This window comes from Pseudomonas serboccidentalis, assembly GCF_028830055.1.
Taxonomy (GTDB): domain Bacteria; phylum Pseudomonadota; class Gammaproteobacteria; order Pseudomonadales; family Pseudomonadaceae; genus Aquipseudomonas; species Aquipseudomonas serboccidentalis.
This window is the reverse complement of sequence record NZ_CP101655.1, coordinates 1,319,647-1,338,060: the sequence shown is the minus strand read 5'-3', so window position 1 is coordinate 1,338,060 and position 18,414 is coordinate 1,319,647. Positions and strand designations below refer to the sequence as shown.

General features: G+C 58.1%; 14 protein-coding genes. All 14 read left to right on the top strand.

Features of this window, described 5'->3' with window-relative positions; all coding sequences use genetic code 11:
• Positions 1-10 precede the first annotated feature (10 nt).
• The 14 genes from tssM to NN484_RS06105 all read left to right on the top strand — a co-directional run bounded on the left by tssM (position 11) and on the right by NN484_RS06105 (position 18,400).
• On the top strand, positions 11-3,550 hold the full coding sequence (tssM, locus tag NN484_RS06170) for a type VI secretion system membrane subunit TssM (RefSeq protein WP_274658739.1): 3,540 nt from the start codon (positions 11-13) through the stop codon (positions 3,548-3,550).
• Positions 3,550-4,278 (top strand): PP2C family protein-serine/threonine phosphatase, encoded by a 729-nt coding sequence (locus NN484_RS06165; protein ID WP_150370047.1) that lies wholly within the window; start codon positions 3,550-3,552, stop codon positions 4,276-4,278. Before tssM ends, NN484_RS06165 begins: the two co-directional genes overlap by 1 nt.
• Positions 4,275-5,276 carry a serine/threonine-protein kinase gene (locus tag NN484_RS06160; RefSeq protein WP_127648113.1) on the top strand — a complete coding sequence of 334 codons (1,002 nt, stop codon included), beginning with the start codon at positions 4,275-4,277 and terminating at the stop codon, positions 5,274-5,276. Before NN484_RS06165 ends, NN484_RS06160 begins: the two co-directional genes overlap by 4 nt.
• Positions 5,277-5,304: 28 nt before the next feature.
• A complete protein-coding gene (locus NN484_RS06155) occupies positions 5,305-7,347 on the top strand; it encodes a type VI secretion system Vgr family protein (protein WP_274658738.1) in 2,043 nt (680 codons plus the stop codon).
• 51 nt (positions 7,348-7,398) lie between these two features.
• On the top strand, positions 7,399-10,107 hold the full coding sequence (locus NN484_RS06150) for a hypothetical protein (protein ID WP_274658737.1): 2,709 nt from the start codon (positions 7,399-7,401) through the stop codon (positions 10,105-10,107).
• Between the two features lie 13 nt (positions 10,108-10,120).
• Entirely contained in the window at positions 10,121-10,648 is a 528-nt protein-coding gene (locus NN484_RS06145; RefSeq protein ID WP_215500533.1) for a hypothetical protein, read from the top strand.
• Positions 10,649-10,738: 90 nt separating this feature from the next.
• Entirely contained in the window at positions 10,739-11,404 is a 666-nt protein-coding gene (locus NN484_RS06140; RefSeq protein WP_215500534.1) for a hypothetical protein, read from the top strand.
• Positions 11,401-11,814: a lysozyme inhibitor LprI family protein gene (locus tag NN484_RS06135; RefSeq protein WP_274658736.1), complete on the top strand. Its 414-nt coding sequence runs from the start codon at positions 11,401-11,403 to the stop codon at positions 11,812-11,814. Before NN484_RS06140 ends, NN484_RS06135 begins: the two co-directional genes overlap by 4 nt.
• A gap of 4 nt (positions 11,815-11,818) precedes the next feature.
• Positions 11,819-12,457: a hypothetical protein gene (locus NN484_RS06130; RefSeq protein WP_274658735.1), complete on the top strand. Its 639-nt coding sequence runs from the start codon at positions 11,819-11,821 to the stop codon at positions 12,455-12,457.
• Positions 12,458-12,556: 99 nt separating this feature from the next.
• On the top strand, positions 12,557-13,951 hold the full coding sequence (locus NN484_RS06125; RefSeq protein WP_274658734.1) for a TIGR01777 family oxidoreductase: 1,395 nt from the start codon (positions 12,557-12,559) through the stop codon (positions 13,949-13,951).
• A 9-nt stretch (positions 13,952-13,960) separates the two neighbouring features.
• A complete protein-coding gene (locus NN484_RS06120; protein WP_274658733.1) occupies positions 13,961-16,411 on the top strand; it encodes an alpha/beta fold hydrolase in 2,451 nt (816 codons plus the stop codon).
• Complete coding sequence (locus NN484_RS06115; protein WP_274658732.1) at positions 16,408-16,917, top strand: hypothetical protein; 510 nt, start codon at positions 16,408-16,410, stop codon at positions 16,915-16,917. Before NN484_RS06120 ends, NN484_RS06115 begins: the two co-directional genes overlap by 4 nt.
• A gap of 86 nt (positions 16,918-17,003) precedes the next feature.
• Entirely contained in the window at positions 17,004-17,459 is a 456-nt protein-coding gene (locus NN484_RS06110) for a hypothetical protein (protein ID WP_215500764.1), read from the top strand.
• 92 nt (positions 17,460-17,551) lie between these two features.
• On the top strand, positions 17,552-18,400 hold the full coding sequence (locus NN484_RS06105; RefSeq protein ID WP_215500538.1) for a tetratricopeptide repeat protein: 849 nt from the start codon (positions 17,552-17,554) through the stop codon (positions 18,398-18,400).
• Positions 18,401-18,414 lie beyond the last annotated feature (14 nt).

Here is an 18,414-nt window from a genome sequence, read left to right as displayed (position 1 = left end):
GGGACGTGTGATGAAAAAGTTTTTCAAGAAAGTCGGCGCCTTCCTGCGCCAGACCTGGGTCTGGACCCTGCTGCTGGTGCTGTTCGTGGCGCTGCTGGTGTGGTTCGTCGGCCCGTTGTTGGCGGTGGATGACTACAAGTTCTGGGAAAGCGCGACCTCGCGTCTGCTGACCATCAGCGTGCTGTTCCTGATCTGGGGCCTGACCATGGTCTTCGTCAGCTGGCGCGCGGGCATCCGCAAGAAAGCCGTCGAAGAAACCGAAGACGGCCAGGATCGCATCCGTCGTGACGAGATGATCGAAGAAGAGCAGAAAGAGTTGAAGGCGCGCTTCAAGGACGCGCTGAAAACCCTGAAGACCTCGAGCCTGTATCGTGGCCGCAGCGAACGCTGGCGCAATGACTTGCCGTGGTACCTGCTGATCGGTCCGCAGACGTCCGGCAAGACCAGCCTGCTGGACTTCTCCGGCCTGGAATTCCCGATCAACAAGATCGACCGCAAGTTGACCCGCGACACCCTCGGCACCCGTCATTGCGACTGGTACTTCGCCGACCACGGTGTGCTGATCGACACCGCCGGGCGCTACACCACGCAGCCGGACGCGGAAGTCGACGGCAGTGCCTGGACCACCTTGCTCGAGCTGTTGCGCAAGCGTCGTCGCGGGCGTCCGTTGAACGGCGTGCTGGTGACCATTCCGGTGGAAACCCTCATCGGTGGCAGCGAGCAGGACATCGACACCCTGGCACGCCAGGTGCGCGGTCGTCTGCAAGACGTCTATCAGAAGCTGCACGTCGATGTGCCGGTGTATCTGGTGCTGAGCAAGGCGGACAAGCTGCTCGGTTTCGACGAGTTCTTCGATCAACTGACCCGCGAAGAAAGCGATCAGGTGCTGGGCACCAGTTTCCGCAAGGATCAGGTCGGCACCGACGTGGCTGTATTGCGCGGCGAATTCGAAGAGCTGCTGCGTCGCCTGAACAATCAGGTGATCATGCGCATGCACTCCGAGCGCGATACCCAGCGCCGTGGCCGCATCCTCGACTTCCCGCATCAACTGGGGCAGATCGGCGAGCGCCTGTGCCTGTTCGTCGACATGGCGTTCACCGGCAACCGTTACCAGCGTGCAACGCTGTTGCGTGGTTTCTACCTGACCAGTGCCCCGCACCTGACTCAGGAAATGGACGCGACCACCGCCGGCATCGGCGCCAGCCTGGGCATGAGCGCCGGCGTGCTGCCGACCCTGCGCAGTGGCCGTTCGCGCTTCATCCATCATCTGTTCAGCCGGGTGATCTTCCCCGAATCGGATCTGGCCGGCCTCGACAAGCGCGAGCGCAGCCGCATCCATTGGGGTCAGCGTGCGTTGTACATTGGCGCACTGGCGGCACTGGCCCTGTTCGGCATGCTCTGGGCCGGTGGTTTCTCGGCCAACTATGAGCGTCTGGAAAACCTGCGCACACTGGCGCAGAACTGGACTCAGCAGCGTTCGGCACTGACCCCGCGCGATGATGCGATGGGCGTGCTGAAAACCCTCGACACCAGCTACGCCGCGACTCAGGTGTTCCCGAAGAAAGGCGACGTCTCGTACCACGAGCGTGGCGGTCTGTATCAGGGCGAAGACGTCAATCCGGTGGTCAAGCAAGCCTACGAGCATGAGCTTGAAGCGCAACTGCTGCCACGGGTCGCGACGATGCTCGAAGGGCAGATCCGCGCCAACATGAAGGACCGCGAAAAGCTGCTCAACAGCCTGCGTGCGTACCTGATGTTGAACATGAAAGACCGTCGTGACGCGGCGTGGCTCAAGGACTGGGTCGCCACTGACTGGTCGCAGCGCTACACCGGCAACACCGCGGTGCAGAACGGTCTGAACACCCACCTCGAACGCCTGCTGAAGCAGCCGTTCATCTACCCGCTGGACGATCAGCTGGTGACTCAGGCACGTCAGGTTCTGCGCGCCGAATCGCTGGCCACCGTGGTCTACCGCATGCTCCGCGAGCAGGCGCGCAACCTGCCGGAATACCGTTTCAGCCAACACCTCGGCCCACAGGGCTCGCTGTTCATCGGCACCGAATACGTGATCCCGGGGTTCTATACCCAGCAGGGTTATCAGCAGTACTTCTCGGTGCAGGGTTCGGCGCTGGTCACCGACATCCTGCGTGACAACTGGGTGCTGGGCGAAGGCGCGGGCATCAGCGACATGGACTTGCGTCGCCTGATGGTCGAGCTGGAGCAACTGTACTTCCGCGACTACGCCAACTACTGGAGCGAAGCCGTTGGCCAGGTGGCCTTGCCACCGATCAGCGACGCCGGTGAAGGCGCCGAGCAACTGGCGGGCCTGACTTCGGCCAACTCGCCGGTACTGGCATTGCTCACTGAAGTGCGCGAGAACACGCGCTTTCCGGCTGCTGCCGATCCAGTGGATGAAGCCGGTGATGCTGCCGATGCACTGGCAGGGCAGAAGGGCAAACTGGGCAAGGTCGGCAAACTGGCCTCGGCTGTCGCCGACAAGGCTTCGGCCATGAACGTGGCGAAGAACCTGCCGGACACCGCGAAGAAGTCGCTGCAACGCCGCTTCGAACCGCTGCACCGTTTGCTCGATGACAACAACGGCCCGGCCGCTGACCTGACTCCAGCCCTCAGTGCGCTCAACGACCTGCAACTGCAACTGTCCGGTCTGGCCCGTTCCAGCACGCCGGAACAAGCCGCGTTCGAACTGGCGAAAACCCGCATGAGCGGCCAGCGTGATGCGCTGACCAACCTGCGTGCGGCCTCGGGTCGCCTGCCACGTCCACTGAGCGTGTGGTTCAACGTACTGGCCGAAGACTCGTGGCGTCTGGTGCTCAACGATGCCTACCAATACCTGAACGGCCGTTATCAGAACGAGCTGTACAGCGTGTATGGCAAAACCATCAGCAAGCGTTATCCGTTCAGCGCCAGCAGCACCAGCGACGTGGCGATCAGCGATTTCCGCGAGTTCTTCCGGGCTCAAGGCACCGTCGACCGTTTCTTCGACAGCTACATGCGTCCGTTCGTCAGCGGTGATCCGGGCAACTACCGGATGCGCAGCGTCGACGGCCACAGCCTGCCGGTATCGAAGATGTACCTGGACCAGATGGCCGCAGCCCTGACGATTCGCCAGAGCTTCTTCTCGATCAACCCGGCCGAGCCGACCGTGCAGTTCAAACTGGAGCCGTACACCCTCGACCCGGCCGTCAGCCGTTCCGAGTTCAAGTTCGGCGACAAGACCATGGAATACCGCCACGGTCCGATCCTGCCGATGACGTTCAAGTGGCCAACCGATGCGGAGGACGGTCGCACCAGCCTGGTGATGGACAAGATGGCGGGGCGTCCGATCGGCATCGAGAAGAACTCCGGCCCATGGTCGCTGTTCCGTCTGTTCGACCTGATGCAGACCGAGTACCTGACCGGTCGCGACGTGCTGGTGCTCAAAGCCGACGTGGGTGGCCTGCGCGCCAACTACCTGCTGACCAGTCAGCGCACGCCGAACCCATTTGACATGGGCGTGCTGCGCACCTTCCGTATGCCGGTGCAGCTCTGATGCTGGTGGCCAGTTCCTGGCGCAGCGCGGCGCGTACCGACCCGGGCAAGGTGCGGGCGCGCAACGAAGATGCCTTCCTCGACTCGCCACAGCAGGGGCTGTGGGTGGTCGCGGACGGCATGGGCGGTCATCAGGGGGGCGACATCGCCAGCCAGTTGATCGTCGCCAGCCTGGCTGAACTGCCGCAACACGAGGACTTCGACGAACGCCTCAAAGCCATCCGCCAGTGCCTGCACTGGCTGAACCGGCGTTTGGGGCAGGAGTTGACGGTCACCGCCGGGCGTCACGACAGCATCATGGGCAGCACCGTCGTGGCGCTGCTGGTGGAAGGCAATCGCGCGGCCTGCATCTGGGCCGGCGACAGCCGTTGCTACATGTGGCGTGGGCAGCGGCTGTATCAGCTGTCCAAGGACCATTCGCTGCAACAGCAACTGATCGACGAGCAACAAATGAGCGTCGAACAGGCCGCAGCGCATCCGGCAGCTCAGGCCTTGACCCGAGCCGTCGGCGCGGCTGAACAACTGACCCTGGATGTCCTCGAACTCGAGGTCTATCCGGGCGATGCGTTCCTGTTGTGCAGCGATGGTTTGTACCAGGGCCTGAGCAGCGATGCCCTCGGCAACGCCCTCAGCCTGAGTGCGCCGCACGTGGCGCTGGAACGTTTGTTCGACGGTGCCCTGCGTGGCGCCGCCCGGGACAACCTGACTGCCGTGGTGATCCGCCAATGAGTGAAATCGAATCGTCAGTCGATGACTTGTTGATGAGCGAAGAACAGGCCAACAACCTGACTTACTTCGCCTTCGCCAAGCCTGATAAAGCCGAGCCTTTGCTGGCGCCAACCAAGGCCAGCATCGGTGCACTGCCGGACGTACTCGCCGGCCGCTACCACCTCGAGCGCCTGCTCGGGGCGGGCGGCATGGGTGCCGTCTACCGGGCGCGGGACCTGCTGCATGAGCAGTTCGGCGATCCCGATCCTTACATTGCGCTGAAAATCCTCAGCGAAGAATTTGCCGAATCGCCGGACGCCAGTGCCTTGCTCTACAGCGAGTTCGCCCTGACCCGACGCCTGCGCCACGACAATGTCGTGCGTGCACACACCTTTGAAGTCGACACCGACTGCCAGCGGGCTTTCATCACCATGGAATACATGCGTGGCCTGACCCTGGACAAATTGCTCTGCGAGCGGCCCCTGGGCCTGCCGTGGAAAGAAACGCGCGACATCGTCCTGCCGCTGCTCGATACGCTGGCCTACGCCCACCGTCGCGGCGTGTTGCACGGTGACATGAAACCGAGCAACGTCATGCTCAGCGAAGACGGCTTGCGCCTCTTCGACTTCGGTCTCGGCCAGGCAGACGAGGGCGTATTGCCCGGCCTGCCACACCTGAGCCGCGAACGTTTCAACGCCTGGACCCCGGGCTACGCCGCCCCCGAACTGCTTGAGGGCCAACCGCTGTCGGCCAGCGCGGACGTGTACGGCGTGGCCTGCGTGATCTATGAACTGGCGAGCGGCAAACACCCGTTCCGCCGCTTGCCCTCGACCCAGGCCCGCGACGAGCGCCTGGAGCGCGAGCTGCAAGCCCCGGCGAACCTGCCAAAACACGGCTGGCCAGCGCTAAAAACCGCGCTGAGCTTCAATGCGGCAGAACGCACCATCACTGCCGATCAATTGCGTGACGCCTTGGGCGCCACTTCGTCCTGGCTGCAACGGTTGCGACTTCGGGCGTAACGGACGACATTCGAACAGGGAGCACTTTATGTTCAACCCAGCTAACGAAACCCACTTCAGCCTCAAGGTCGAAGACTATGTGGGCGACCTGCAAGTGCTGTCGTTCACCGGCACCGAAGGCATCAGCCAGACGTTTCGCTTCGACCTCGAACTGGTCAGCGAAAACCCCGATCTGGACCTGGAAAAGCTCCTGCACAAGCAGGCGTTTCTGGCGTTCGATCCACAAGGCTCAGGCATTCACGGCCAGATCTACCGCGTCGCCCAGGGCGATGCCGGCAAGCGTCTGACCCGCTACAAGGTCTCGCTGGTGCCGCAACTGCAATACCTGCATCACCGCACCAACCAGCGCATCTACCAGCAGATGTCGGCACCGAAAATCATCGCGCTGATCCTCGATGAACACGGGATCAAGGGCAACGCCTACAGCTTCCAGCTCAGCCAGCCGTGCCCGGATCGCGACTACTGCGTGCAGTACGATGAAACCGACCTGCACTTTGTCCAGCGCCTGTGCGAAGAGGAGGGCATTCACTACCACTTCCAGCACAGCGACAAGGGCCATCTGCTGGTGTTCGGCGACGACCAGACCGTGTTCCGCAAACTCGGTCAGCCGACCGCCTACGTGCAAGGCAGCGGCATGGTCGCCAAAGAACCGGTGATCAAAGGCTTCAAACTGCGCCTGGAAACCCGCACCAGCCGCACCACGCGCCGGGACTACGACTTCGAAAAACCGCGCCTGCAAATGGAAGCGGCGTACAAACCTGAAGGCGAGAGCACCGAGCCAGATCTGGAAGACTACGACTACCCGGGCCGCTTCATCGACCGCGCCCGTGGCAAGTTCCTCAGCCAGCGCGCCCTCGAACGCCACCGCGCCGACTACCGCCAGGCCGAAGGTCGCGGCGACCAGACCAAACTGGTCAGCGGCCACTTCATGGCCATGTCCGACCACCCGCGCAGCGAGTGGAACGACCTGTGGCTGCTCACCGAAATCTTCCACGAAGGCAAACAACCGCAAGTCCTCGAAGAAGGCGTGACCAGCGACACCACCGACAACAAAGACGACTTCCACCAGGGCTACCGCAACACCTTCCTCGCCACCCCGTGGGACGTGTTCTACCGCCCGGCCCTCGAACACCCGAAACCACGCGTCCTCGGCAGCCAGACCGCCATGGTCACCGGCCCCAAAGGCGAAGAAATCCACTGCGACCAATACGGCCGCATCAAAGTCCAGTTCCACTGGGACCGCGAAGGCCTCGCCGACGACAAAACCAGCTGCTGGCTGCGCGTCTCCAGCTCCTGGGCCGGCGACCGCTACGGCGCCATCAGCATTCCGCGCATCGGCATGGAGGTCCTCGTCACCTTCCTCGAAGGCGACCCCGACCAACCGCTGGTGACCGGCTGCCTGTACCACAAGGAAAACCCGGTGCCGTACGCACTGCCGGCGAACAAGACGCGCAGCGTGTTCAAAACGCTCAGCTCGCCGGGCGGTGGCGGGTACAACGAACTGCGCATTGAAGACAAGAAAGGTGCGGAGCAGATCTACATTCATGCGCAGCGCGATTGGGATGAAAACGTTGAGCATGACCAGAAGATTCGGGTCGGTAATGAGCGTCATGACACGGTGGTTAAGAACACCTACACCGAGCTGAAGGCTGAAGAACACCGCACCACGATCTCCGACCGCAAGGTTGAAGCGAAGCTGGATGATCACCTGACGGTTGGGCAGAACCAGCATGTGAAGCTGGGGACTGCGCAGCTGACCAGTGTGGGGAAAGAGATACACCTCAAGGCTGGGGACAAGATCGTTATTGAGGCGGGGACTGAGCTGACCATTCTTGGGGGTGGGAGCTTTATCAAGCTCGATGGCGGTGGGGTGACGGTGGTTGGGCCGGTGATTAAGATCAATGCGGGTGGATCGGCTGGTTCCGGCACAGGGATCGGGATTAAACCGCCGGTGCTGCCGGGGGCGGCGGATAAGGATAAGGCGGGGAGTTTGATGGATCAGGCGTTGTTGAATGCGTCTGAGGAAAAGATCAAACGCAAACCGAAACGCATGCTCAATTTCTCCGGGTAAGACATCGACGGCAATCCAAGCCACCAGGGATCAGAATTCAGGTAATTGGTAATGACAGAAACAACCAGCAAGAAAGTAGAAAAATGGTCGTATCCATTAAAAGTTGGAGCGGCGGGGACGACGGATCCGCAGCAGTTCTACAAGGCTTTAGCCAAGGCCAAAGATGGTTTCTACCCGTTGGGTGCCAATGGCCTTTGGCATGGCGGTATTCATTTCGATGAAGCCTCGGGTTTAGTGCCCGACCTGGCAGAAGTCAAATGCATAGCTGACGGTGAAGTAGTCGCTTATCGCATTGATAGCAGGTACCCGAAATCCGCCTACGGTACGGCTGAGGCTGAGTTTTCGACTGGTTTTGTATTGGTTAAGCATCGTTTGGAAGTGCCGGTGCAACCTGCAACCCCAGCTCCTGCTGGATCGCCTGCTTCTCCGCCAGCACCTGGTCCAAGCCTGATTTTTTTCAGTCTTTACATGCATTTGTTGCAGTGGAAGAACTACGAGGAAACTCCAGCATTGTCGCGACCGCCCTTTTGGGGAGGTGGTACGTTGCAAGTCAAAGCAACGGCCGACGACGAAATCCTCGGTTTGCGCGTTCGTCAGGAACCGCGTGGCAAACTTGGGTATGCAACCGTGCTAACGGTTTTGAGTCGCGGTACGGTCGTCGAGACGGGGGAAGAGCAAAACGGTTGGCTCAAGGTGGTCAGCGTCACGCCGGCTAATACCAATCTCCAACCCAGAGCAGGCTGGGTTTTCAAGAGAGAAATGACGGCGGGCCCGACACCTAACACTTACGTCATTGGCGCCGCTGCAAAAGACCCGATGAACCCACCTCAGAAAGGTTTGGTTGTTCGCGCTTCTGCAAGCCGGTCCGGCGCTGAAAAAGCCATTTTGCCCCACGGCACGCAAGTCAGAATCGGGAGCGATGGGACGCGTGGTAAATACCAAAAACTGTTGGAGATCGTCAGCGGGAATGCTATTCCTCCGCTGGCGCCTGCTGAGGTGCTCGGGTATGTCTGGGAGGGGAACCTTGAAGCCAAAAGTGAGCCAGCCGAGAAGGACTCGGTACATGTTTTAGCGACTCCATTCCCGATTACGGCGGGGAGTCTGATCGGTCACGTAGGCAAATATCAAAACCATTCGGATTCGGCCCCAAAGAATCTGTTGCACGTTGAGGTGTTTAGCTGCGAGGACGTAAAGGCATTTACCGAACTGAGTAAAGAGAAAGCTGCGGGAATGCCTGCCGCTGAAAAAACGCTTGTAAAGATTCCAAAAGACAGTGTGTTGGTTACTCACACGCAAGGAATGAGCGCAACAAATCCTCCGAAAGTGACCGATCCCCACAAAAAGGTTGGTTATGACTTCTTTATCCCAGTCGGGGTATTGGAAGCGCTACCAGCGGAAAAAAAGATAAAGGTTCCTGTTGTGATGGGTGGAACCACTACCTATACGCTTTGGTGGCGTCTGGATGGGTTGCTGGGGGATGCCGAAGGGAATGAGATTAACGGATGGTTTGCAGAGCCTGACACTACCTTGTCGCGCCATTCACCTTTTGAGTGGGAAGGTTTTAGCTTTATAGATGAGGCGGGGAGTAACGTGGATCATTTGGCCGCGTTTCTTCATGCACAGGAAGGTCTTAGTGAGGAAGAACAAACGAACTACCAGCCTAATATCGGCAACGCCGAAGAAGGTTCTACAAAGCAAAACCTTTACAAAATTCTAGACAGAAACGGCGATAAAAAGCTCACGCCTTCGGAAATAAAAGAGGCTTTGAGTAAGCCATGGTTCGCACAGCCAATTTCTCAGATGGTTACACGCTATGAAAACGAGTGGCAATTCAAACAAGAAAAATGGGATTCTCTGGATGAATTGATGGGTCACAGTGAAACAGAGCCACACAATGAATGGATTGAGGAAAAAGCAAGAATTAAGAAGTTGAGTTGGTGGGACAAGCTTGTCGGGCAACATGGAATGACCAGTGATACTAATGTTCGGCATATTCATCCGATTGCGCTTATTGGCAATTTCACTGCGCCACGTGATCTGATTACTCTGGAAATGCTTAGGGCCGCTAACCCAGCAGGGGCGGAAGCACATCACTTGAATATTTTGCCGTATCTCAATAAGTATGCTACGGCGTATAAGCTCGAGCAACCCAAAGCTATTGCGCATTTCCTCTCCCAAGTTGGTCATGAAAGTCAATTCAGGATTATTGAAGAGGGTTTGAATTATAGCGCCCGACAAATGAAAAAAACCTACGGGTGCAGACGGCATAACAATGTGAATGGCTATAATGAGCAAACGGATAGCTGCGATTTTGGTGTGTTGAGAAGCAAGCTTTGGTCAGAAACAAGTCATTACGCGATGAACGCTGAAAATCTTGCTAGTTACGTTTACGAGGGCCGAATGGGTAATGGTAATGAGGCCAGTCGAGACGGTTATCGATATCGTGGCCGTGGAATGTTGCAAGTAACCGGTAAATCAGAGTATCAACGATTCACTAATGTTCATAATCAGCGAAACCCTTCGGATATTCAGGATTTTGTGGTCAATCCGGATCTCCTGATATCCTCAGCCGAATACGGTGTTGAGTCCGCTTTCGTCTTCTGGTTTACCAAGACTGGTCAGGGAGGCTCGAAATTGTGCGAAGTCGCCAAGGCAGGCAGCGTGGTTGACGTAACACAAATGGTGAATGGCGGTCAAAACGGGTATACGGACAGGAACAATAGATACCAAGCCCTCGCTGCACTAATGAATATTAACTAAGAGGTCATTCGCTATGCTCCGTTTTTTCATGTTTGCTTTCGTTTTTCTTATAGCAAATTCCAGCAGTGCTCAAGATGTAGATTACCTTCAGGGTCGAGTGATTCAGGGGCCGTTTAAAACTAATGTTGTAAAGGGAGGGGAGCTATCCTTTTTGCAGACAGGGAACGCGGAGTTTCCGGTTTCTTTGGTTTTGGATGTTGTTGGTGTCGATAATAAAAAAAATAGAAGTCTTGTCGATAAATATGATGTGGCGGGCTCGGACCCAAAAATCGAGTCGATTTTCTTTTATCCGGTAAAGGGTAAGAAAAATGTACTTGTTTTGGTTTCTTGGGAAATCACGAGCAGAGGAATTGGAACGTACGGAACCCTTTATCAAGTTTATGGGTATGAAAAAAGTGCGGATAATAAATTGGTTGTGAATAAGCTTGTCAGGTTTGATAAGAACTTGAGTGGGATGGAAGGGTATCAAGAAGGTGAGGAGCAACATTTCCCTTATGTTAATGCAGGTTTGATCAAATCCTATATTAACGCTGCTAAATAGTGATGGCTGGCAATTTTTTGCGTGCCATAGGGGAACGCCACGCTTTATCACTTGTGCGTAAACGTGGCTTGTCCCTGGATTCACGCTTTCTTGAAGATTTTCGTCTTCAAGCGCAGCGATTGCTGGGTGCTGAACAGTACTGAAGACTGGACGCTTGAAGCGGTGATGGATGACGTGGCTCGAACAGATCACCCTTCACCCGGTGAGCGCGAGTTGAAGAAAGGCGTGATGTTCGATCGGCTGGTCAACAAGGCATCTGGAGAATCCGGTGTCTCTTTGTACGCGGCTTCGCTGGATAGCTATGTGGACGGCGCCCGCAAAGGTTCGGCCCAAGCGGCGATAGCAGCTGCGGGGATCAGTCTTTCCGGGCAGGCACCGCGATTGCCGAATGAACAGATTCTGAAGCTCATGAATCAGGGAATTCAGAGCAATCCCGACGATGGCGTGTTCCTCTCCTTGTTTTACTGCGATGAGGGTGAGTACGGCAATGACAAAGCCTGCATCGATCCGCAAAAGTCGATGGCGACATTGGATAGCGCCGCGCTACGAGGCTCTACCCACGCACTCCTGCGATTGGGTGAAGTCTACGAAACCGGCACTGTCGTCGCTGCTGATCTACCCCGCGCAATGGCCTGTTACCGCGAGGCCAGCAAGACCGAGCTTAAGTGGAGCCCTGCTGCGGTCGAGCGTTTGCTGGTCCGAGGCGTCGTTATGGACAGCTCAATTGAATGTATTGGCGCAGGTGGCACTCAGTGAATGTCGCCCGTTTGATGTTCTTTGCATTTATGGCGATGTCAGTCTCGTCAGTCAGCTTTGCCCAAGATGCGGATTGCGAGGCCGTGGCCGGGCAACGTGGCGAGTGCGCAGAAGAAGCGATGAAGGCTGCGGCTCGCGTGCTTAATGACCGTTACGAAGCGCTGATTGATAGAGCAGGGTCTCGGTATATTTTTCAATACCAGTCTCGGCATGAAGAGCATAAGGCGTTTCTGGATCGACTGAAAAACTCCCAGCGGGCGTGGATAATGCTGAGGGATTCGAACTGTAGGCTTGAGGGGTTTGAGAATGAATGGGACAAGCCATCCTATTCTGCAGATCTGAATAGGTGCACCGCGAAGATGAGTCTGGAGAGAGCTTTATATTTGGACGGCATCCTTCCAGCACATTGATGTTGTGCTGATTAATATTTTTACTTGGTTGGGTGGTGATATGAAAATGCGTAAAAAGGCCATTCGATTGAGCGTGCCCCAAGCTTGTTTCACCTGGGTGTTCTCGTTTTGCGCGGGACTTCTATCACAGACAGTGTTTGCTCAAGAATCCACCTGTGCGTTTCACGACGTCCAGTCAACGCTCGAAGTGGTCAGTTGTCTCAGCGAAGGCGCCGTGGAAGTCCTGAAGCTGGCGCCACGCAATCATCCAACTTATGAGAGTGATGTAGATCGCCTTCCAACATTTATCGTGCGGGGTAATGATCTCAACGAGGTCAAGAAAACGGTGGGGATGAGTGCTTTGTCGTCGCCCTACAACTTGCTCGTCAAGTTGCCGGATGCTGAGGGAATCATGTATTTCGATCAGTTGCCCGAATCAGCCACTAAAAAACTGGCAAGGCCAGGCTGGGTACTGATTGATGCGCGGGATGTCGTGTATGAACGACAGGGTGGCGGGGAAGGTTTTGAACTTGTATGCAGTACCCACGAAAAAGCAACCGGCTCTGTATATGTAGTCGTCACGCAATGTAATGATTTTTACGAAGAGGATATTGGCAGGTTGAAGGATTTACTCAGCGTGATCGACGCTCACACCGTGCGATAGCGGTCACTGAACGCGATCAATCGCTTATCTTCGAGCGACTGATGTCCCGCGTTTTCCTTTAAACTCCCCACCCCCAAAGGAATGCGCTCAGGACACGGAATGCCAGCCCCCTCGACCTCGCTTCGCCCAGCGTTAGTGCTCTGGCTGTACGCCGCCGCAATCGTGCACATTCTCGCCGGTCTCACCCTGACCTGGGCCGGGCATTCCGGATTACTCGACGGCTATCTGCACACCCTCGAACTCGCATTCTGGGGCGCCGATGCGGTACCTGCGGCCGGCCACGAGCAACAGGTCTGGTGGCTCGCACTGTTCGGCGCGACGCTGCAAAGTTATTCGTTGTACATGCTCGCGCTGGTGCACTTGGGCAATCGCTTGAAAGCCCCGGCAGTGTGGGGGTGGTTGATCGCCGGCATCTTGCTATGGGCGCCGCAGGACATGTGGCTCTCGGCGCAACAACAGGTTTGGTCGCACCTTTGGCTCGACGGTTTTGCGTTGCTGTTGCTATTGCCGCCGATGGTTTGGTTGTATCGCCATGACCGCCGAAAATCCCCACCAGAAAAGATGCCGAGCCAATCCAATCCGTTTGCCGTGAGCGCTTTCAGGCGCGTGCTGATCACCGGCGGCACCGGGTTCATCGGTGAAGCCTTGGTCAATCGATTACTCGACGCCGGCCATTCGGTCAGCGTTCTAACGCGCGATCCGTTGAAAGCGGCCAACCTGTTCAACGGCCGCGCCCGCTGTGTGCATTCGCTCAGCGAACTCAGCCACGACGACACCTTCGACGTAGTGATCAATCTCGCCGGCGCACCCGTCGCCGGGCCGCGCTGGAGTCCAAAGCGTCAGGCGCAACTGCTCGCCAGCCGAGTCGGCACCACCGATGCGCTGATGACCTGGCTGAAAAACACCAAGCACAAACCAGCGCTGTGGATTCAAGCCTCGGCCATCGGTTTCTACGGCGTGCGCGATGCCAGCGAAAGCCTCGACGAACACGCCAGCAAGGGCGACGGATTCATGGCTGAACTCTGTGCGCGTTGGGAAGCTGCCGCGCAACCGGCCACTGAGTTTGGCGTGCGTCAGGTGGTGTTACGCCTCGGCGTGGTGTTCGGCCTGGGTGGTGCATTGACGCCGTTGCTAATGCCGTTCCGCCTGGGCTTCGGCGGGCGCATGGGCGATGGTCGGCAGATCATGAGCTGGGTGCATCGCGACGATCTGCTTCAGGTGATCGCGCGGGCTTTCAACGACGACACTCTGCGTGGCACCTACAACATGGTGGCGCCCGAAACGGTCAGTCAGGCAGCGTTCGCCGAGCAGGCCGGCAAGGTCCTCAAGCGCCCGGTGTGGTTGCACATTCCCGCCGCGCCAGTGCGTGCAATGGCGGGGGAGATGGCGCAGCTGTTTTTCGATGGTCAGCGCGTGGTGCCGCAGCGTTTGACCGAGGCCGGCTACACATTCCGCTATCCAACCCTCGACGCCGCTCTGCGCGATCTGACCTGAGTGCCGCTCATGAGCAAGCCCTTGATGTACCTGCTGGCCGGCAACGGCAGCGCCGCCGATTGGTGGGACGATGCGTTGCCGCACTTTCAGCGCTACGACGTGGTGCCGCTGGAGTTGCCGGGCTTTGGCGCCAACCCGCAGCCACCTTGCGAGGATCTGGCGGACTACGCGCAGACTTTGCTGGCGATGACGCAGCAGGGCAGCGCGATCATGGCGGTCGGGGTCAATGCGTTGCTGGTGCTGCATGCGTTGCAACGTCGGCCCGGGCACTTTTCGCGCAGCGTTTTGCTGGCGCCGGTCGGTGCGTTTCTGTGGCAGCGTCGCTTGCCGGCACTGATGTCGCCGCTGCCGATCCGCAAGACCATCCACTGGCTGCTGTCGAACAAACCCACGCTGTTCGCGCGCAAGTTCTCCAACCAGACCTGGACGCCCGCGCAGTACCAGCGCATGGGCGCCGGCTATGCGCGCTGCCGTGCGTTTGTGCCGCACTGGGATCTGATTCGCGCCGATACCGCGCTGCCACTGCTGGAGTGGATCACCGATCCGGTCGAGCTGGTCTGGGGCGATCAAGACGCGGTTCTCGGCATCGAGCAAGCGGCGGCGTGGTCGGCGATTCTGGCTCGCGCTGATCTGACCATCAGTCTCAAACCCGGCTGGGGTCATTTCCCGTGGATCGACGCGCCCGCGCAGTTCGCGCAATGGCTGGAGTCGGGCGAGCGCGGGTTTGTCGCGCACACCAAGGGCGGGCGTTTGCGCCTGGCTGAACTGGCGCGGCAACCGGTGCCGACGGCGCTAACGCTGAACGATTGCGACGATCCGCGTCTGCCGGCATTTCTCGCCGCCCAACCTGATGTGACCTGGGCGGTGCGCTCCTCCAGTTATGGCGAGGATCAGGCCGATTCGGCGAATGCCGGTTTGAGCACCACCTATCTGCGCGAACCGACCGCCAACGTGCCGAAACGCATTGCCGAACTGACGGCCGAAGGTGTCGAGGAAGTGGTGGTGCAGCGCTTCATCACCCCGGTCGTTTCCGGCATCGCATTTGTGCGGCATTTGTCGGTAGAACTGGAATGGGTTGAAGGCCATCTCGAATCGCTCGCCGACGGTCACATCAGCCCCTCACGGGCAACACTTTCGCGGCTCGGCGATGCGTGGCGCAGCGGCACGTTCACACCGGCCCACGGCTTGACCGAAGACCTGCTGTGGCGCTTTCTGCAGGACGTGTTGCGCGTGTTCCACTACGTGCCCGGCGACGTCGAATGGGCGTGGGACGGCTCACAACTGTGGCTGCTGCAATACCGGCCGATCAGCGATTACGGCTGGCGCCGCCACCTGACCGCCGCCAATATCGCCGAGATCCTGCCGCCGCAACCGAGCGTGTTGGTGGAATACGCCCAACGCCGAGCCGCCGCGAGTATTCCGGCGATCATGGCGCGTTGGGATGCGCGGGTGCTGCAGGACAACGAGCCGTTCACCGCGGTGTTCGGCGGCGCGTCCTACATCAACAATGATCTGTTCCTCGCAAGGCTGGCCGACTGGGGCATCAGCGCCAGTAACTACGCTGGTGAAGTTGGCGGGGCGACTCCGCATCTGCCGTGGCAACCACTGAAGATGCTGCGTTCGCTGCCGCTGTTTTTGCGCATGCAGCGCAGCGCTCGCAGCCATTTGCTGAACCTTGAAAACGGCTTGCAGCGCTTCGATCGGGAACTGGCCGAACTCGTCGCCCGAGGTGCCGATGGCCAGCAACTCGCGGACTGGTTCACCCGGTTTTACGTGTTCGTGGTGCAAGGCAATCTGTGCATCGCCACGGCGCTTGCCAGCAGCGGAGCCGACTGGCTGGGCCGCCCGCCGACCGCTTACGACAACCTTGAAAACAGTCCGCATCGATTGCCGTGGGAAACCGATCCCGCTACGCCTCGGCCCGCGTCGAGCGATCTGCCGCTACAGCCATTCCCGCAATGGCCAGGTCTGATCCGACTCGCGCATTCGACCGGCCTGCCGGGCCTGCGCGGCTACTGCCTGCAAGTGCGCGAGTGGTACCGCGACAACCTGATGCGCATCTTCTTTCGTCTGCACCACGCCATGCCGCTGGCGGATCGCGAACACTGGTTTGCGCCGCATCCCGACGTGCGCACCCGCGATGGCAGCTTCTGGCAGGACGGTCGCGAAGGTGCGGAGCAGGCCGCCGGGTTCATGATTTATCCGGGGCAGGTGCAAGGCATCCTCGGCGAGGACATCTTGCTGGAAGACACTCTCGATCCGGGGCGACATGCGCACTATCAAACGGCGCGGGCGGTGATTGCGCGGATGGGCGGGCGCTTGTCGCATGGCTCGACGTTGTTGCGCGAATTGCGCAAGCCGTCGGCAGTGATACCGCAGGTGGATCTGGCGTGGGTGGGGTGTGAGGTGGTGTATCGGGATGGGGAGTTGGAATTGATCAATTCGAAGGATATGAAGTGAAACGATTGCTGGTGTTATGTGTGAGCTGGTTGCCGATAGCGGTTATGGCGGCAAGTGTTTGCAATCAGGAAGTTGACTCAAAATATTTCTTATCGCAATGGTCGGAGAGAAGTGAACATCCGGAAGACATACTTTCCAGTCTCGATGGAAAAGAGTTTTCTATCGAGCCGGGCCACGTAATCTTTCGCGGCGATCTAAATGGAGATGGAGTCGAAGACTTCATCTTCAATTCCCGCGTCGGCATTGGCTCATCAATGGATAGCACATTCGCCTTCCTGATCCAGTGCCGTGGTTATTTGAGGTATTCGGGCGGCGATTATTTCGCCGGGGTCAAAGTTCTGGACGGCCCACCCAAGGGGGGAGGTGAGTTCAAGGACATCGAGATCTACTCCTACATCAGGGACAGGCGCGGGCGGATTCGCTACAAGGGTGAAAAGGCCATGACCCGGCCACATCTGTGGCAATTCGACCCGCAGACACAGCGTTATGAAGGGCTGGCTGAGTAAGTCGACGGTCCCCACTGCATTTACGGAGTTACTACGTGAAAGGATTTTCGATTGTTCTCGGCAGCTTGATATTGGCTGCCGCGTCCATGGCATTCGCTGTCGAACCAACCTTTAAGGATTACACCGTCACACCTGTTTTCACCGGCCCCAACCATAAACTGGTGCCGCAAGAAAACAGCAGCCCAATGATGGATCAGGCACGGGTGCAAGCCCTGAAAGGCAAGGTCAACTTCGCCGGCCACTACATCCTGCACAGGCTCGGCTGTGGCGGTAGCGCCATTTGCGGCGAAGTGCTGGACGCCCAGACCGGTGAAGTGGTTGGCGGTCTGCCGAATGCTTACGACGGCAGCACGTTCGGCATGGTTTACCAACCCGAGAGCCGCTTGATCATCGTGTCCGGCATCACGCTCGACGGCGAAGAAGATGCGCAGGGGAACGCGTTGGAAAGCGGTAACCGGGATCGTTACTACGAGTTTGTGAACAATGAGTTTCGGCTGCTGAGCATGACCGACGTGGAATCGTCGCCGATGGATGAGGAGTGATTGGATGAACCGGTTTTTCAATCGGTCGGTGCTGATTGCGCTTTCGCTTTTATCTCATTCACTGCCCGCGACTGCCAGCGAAGGAAATTGCTATGACCAGCTTTAAGTGGATGTTGATGATCTGCAGTTTGTTCAGCGCTACCAATGTCTTTGCCGTTGACCCGCCAATAGTGGGAGCCGCCGGAAACACAGTGACGTTCCAGGCAAAAAAATGGACTTCACCCGTCGTGGAATCTACCACTGCCTGGTTCACCGCGAATGGAAAAACGTTCCCGTTGTTCCATGCCGGCATTGGTGCCCAGGCTTCTCCTGAATGGCTCAGCCCTAACAAAAAATTTCTACTGGCGACTGCGGTGGAGTACGGCGTAGTCATAGGTGAGAACGGTGAGGAAATAGCGACATCACAAGGGCATTGCGATGTGATCTCGATGGAAACCGGTTGCGTGCTGGCTGAAAGTTACGAACGGTTTTGTGAGGGGAAATGGGTGGGCAACCAATGGGTTTCCGAAGAGGGCGGGGTGCTCAATCCTGTCTTGGAGACTGAGTCACCCAAGGACCTGCTGAAAAATGCTTCGAGCATCGAGCCGGCGCAGTCCCGAGCAGAGTCCCTCGAATGGAGCCTGAGCTTTTTAAGCCCCGAATCCTACATGGCGTGTCATCCCCCTGCGCAAAATGTTCAGGCTTACAACGACCTCGGTTTCTACTTGGCCGAGGACGGTAGAGATGAACTGGCGCTGAAGTTTTATCGCGGCGTTGAGGCCGTTGGTAAACGCACGGTACTGATGTTGAACATCGCCGACTCGCTCTGGGGCCTCGATCGCAAAGACGAAGCGCAGCGCTATTACAACCAGTACCGCGACGCGATGAGCGCCGATGGCAAGGCGCAGAAAATTCCGCAAAGAGTGATTGAGCGAACTGCACATCAGGGAATGAAAAATTGAACAGGATTGTCCGT

Excerpts from the sequence above, each read along its gene's own strand:
- tssM (WP_274658739.1), top strand. The coding sequence starts at position 11 with ATGAAAAAGTTTTTCAAGAAAGTCGGCGCCTTCCTGCGCCAGACCTGG.
- NN484_RS06165 (WP_150370047.1), top strand. The coding sequence starts at position 3,550 with ATGCTGGTGGCCAGTTCCTGGCGCAGCGCGGCGCGTACCGACCCGGGC.
- NN484_RS06160 (WP_127648113.1), top strand. The coding sequence starts at position 4,275 with ATGAGTGAAATCGAATCGTCAGTCGATGACTTGTTGATGAGCGAAGAA.
- NN484_RS06155 (WP_274658738.1), top strand. The coding sequence starts at position 5,305 with ATGTTCAACCCAGCTAACGAAACCCACTTCAGCCTCAAGGTCGAAGAC.
- NN484_RS06150 (WP_274658737.1), top strand. The coding sequence starts at position 7,399 with ATGACAGAAACAACCAGCAAGAAAGTAGAAAAATGGTCGTATCCATTA.
- NN484_RS06145 (WP_215500533.1), top strand. The coding sequence starts at position 10,121 with ATGCTCCGTTTTTTCATGTTTGCTTTCGTTTTTCTTATAGCAAATTCC.
- NN484_RS06125 (WP_274658734.1), top strand. The coding sequence starts at position 12,557 with ATGCCAGCCCCCTCGACCTCGCTTCGCCCAGCGTTAGTGCTCTGGCTG.
- NN484_RS06120 (WP_274658733.1), top strand. The coding sequence starts at position 13,961 with ATGAGCAAGCCCTTGATGTACCTGCTGGCCGGCAACGGCAGCGCCGCC.
- NN484_RS06110 (WP_215500764.1), top strand. The coding sequence starts at position 17,004 with ATGGCATTCGCTGTCGAACCAACCTTTAAGGATTACACCGTCACACCT.
- NN484_RS06105 (WP_215500538.1), top strand. The coding sequence starts at position 17,552 with ATGACCAGCTTTAAGTGGATGTTGATGATCTGCAGTTTGTTCAGCGCT.